Source organism: Paenibacillus xylanexedens, assembly GCF_017874615.1.
Lineage (GTDB): Bacteria > Bacillota > Bacilli > Paenibacillales > Paenibacillaceae > Paenibacillus > Paenibacillus xylanexedens.
Map to the genome: position 1 here is coordinate 1 of NZ_JAGIKV010000052.1, position 1,466 is coordinate 1,466.

1 protein-coding gene is annotated in these 1,466 nt (G+C 38.2%); it reads left to right on the forward strand.

The annotated features are described in order from the left end of the window. The first annotated feature begins 97 nt into the window (after positions 1-97). Positions 98-1,428, forward strand: a protein-coding gene (locus J2Z28_RS30955; protein ID WP_244988631.1) for an IS3 family transposase whose coding sequence is annotated in 2 segments (ribosomal slippage) — positions 98-479 and positions 479-1,428 — 1,332 coding nt in all. Because the reading frame shifts where the segments join, the coding sequence is not laid out codon by codon here. The last annotated feature ends 38 nt before the right edge of the window (positions 1,429-1,466 follow it).

Sequence of the window (1,466 nt, forward strand, 5' to 3'; positions counted from 1 at the left end):
GTAAAATGTACCCTATAAGATGGACACTTTGAAAAAAGTCCATCTTATAGGGTATTTTGTTTATAATGAAAAAAAACGATGTTGGAGCGGAAATGTTATGACGAAAAGATTACTGACGAAGAAAGAACAAGAACAACTAAAACGAAATCCAAATGTGATCGCTGTTAGTGATAAGGCGATTACGTATACCGATGAATTTAAGCGCCATTTCATTGCACAAAATGAACAAGGGAAACTGCCACGAGACATTTTTGAAGAAGCGGGCTTAGATGTTGAATGTATTGGTTTGGAGCGTGTTCGTTCTTCCGGAAAACGTTGGCGTGCTTCGTATCGTGAAGCGGGTGTAGAAGGCTTACAGGATACACGTAAAACAAATTCAGGTCGCCCATCGGAACGTGAATTAACATTAGAACAAAAGATTGAACGATTAGAAGCAAAAAATCAATTGTTACGAGCGGAAAATGAACTGCTAAAAAAGCTCGATCTACTCGAAAGGCAGATGTTGAAAAAGAAATAAAAGTGGCTGTAGAGCTGAAGTTTGAACTCATTGATCGGACGATCAGAACGTATAAAATGAAGCGGTTGGTCAGATATCTATGCGATGTTATGGAAGTATCACGTTCTGGATACTACAATTACTTCTCTGAAAAATCAATGCAGAAGCGTGTAGCTAAAGCCAAAACAGATGAGATTATAAAGGAAATGATTTTAAAGGCGTATCATTTTCGTGGACGAAAAAAAGGAGCACGCCAAATCAAAATGACATTAGAAAATCAATACAAGATGACGTACAACTTAAAGCGTATCCGCCGTATTATGAAGAAATTTGAAATCATCTGTCCCATTCGAAAGGCTAATCCGGCCCGTAGAATGGCAAAAGCAACGAAAGAACATCGCACATGTCCAAACGAATTAAAGCGCAATTTTAAGCCAGGCGAGGCGGGAAAGGTGTTATTAACCGACATCACCTATTTAACGTACAAAGGCAATAAACGTGCGTATTTATCGACGATTAAAGACGCACAGACGAATGAAATTTTAGCGTATGAAGTTTCTTCTTGGTTAAGTATAGGAATTGCGCTAAACACGCTTCGTAAATTACAGAAGCATCGCCATTTAACCAAAGATGCGTTGATCCATTCCGATCAAGGCTTTCATTATACGAATCCACAATTCCAATCCGTAGTGAAGAAAATGGGATTAAGACAATCCATGTCACGTCGAGGCAATTGTTGGGATAATGCTCCCCAAGAATCATTCTTTGGGCATTTTAAGGATGAAACGAATATCAAAGAATGCGAAACATTAGAAGAAGTAAAACGAGAAATTAAGAGTTATATGACGTACTACAATCATTATCGAGGGCAATGGAATTTGAAAAAGCTGCCGCCTGTAAAATACAGACAGCAGCTTCAACAAGTTGCCTAGTTTTTTTTCAAAATGTCCTTTACAAAGGGTACACTTTA